General features: G+C 44.2%; 1 protein-coding gene. It reads right to left on the reverse strand.

All coding sequences use genetic code 11. The annotated features are described in order from the left end of the window. A partial coding sequence (locus DNK59_RS31395) for a GTPase (protein ID WP_177431329.1) occupies positions 1–462 on the reverse strand: 462 nt, incomplete at both ends.

The following is a 462-nucleotide window of genomic DNA, read 5'->3' on the forward strand; positions in this document are numbered from 1 at the left end:
GTGTAAGGAGTCGATAGCTACTTTTTCTTCTTTTGTTAGCTCAAGCGCACGTAGCATGCCGCCTTCAGTTAGGTGAGGAAGCATTTTCTCAAGAACTTTGATCTCAAATTTTGCTTCGTTATCACCACCTTTAGCTCGTTTAGCCAGACGCTGAAGAGCACGCTCACACGTATCAAGGTCAGCCATTGCAAGCTCTAGGTTGATGATGTCCATATCTTCTAATGGATCAATACGACCTGCAACGTGAACGATATTTTCATTTTCAAAACAACGAACAACATGACCAATTGCATCTGTTTCACGGATGTTGGCTAGGAATTTGTTACCTAGACCTTCACCTTTTGACGCGCCAGCTACAAGACCTGCGATGTCAACGAATTCCATTGTTGTTGGCAGAATGCGCTCTGGCTTAACAAAAACAGCTAATGCATCCATACGTGGATCTGGCACAGGTACAACACC

This window comes from Pseudomonas sp. TKO26 (genome assembly GCF_003225665.1).
Lineage (GTDB): Bacteria > Pseudomonadota > Gammaproteobacteria > Pseudomonadales > Pseudomonadaceae > Aquipseudomonas > Aquipseudomonas saponiphila.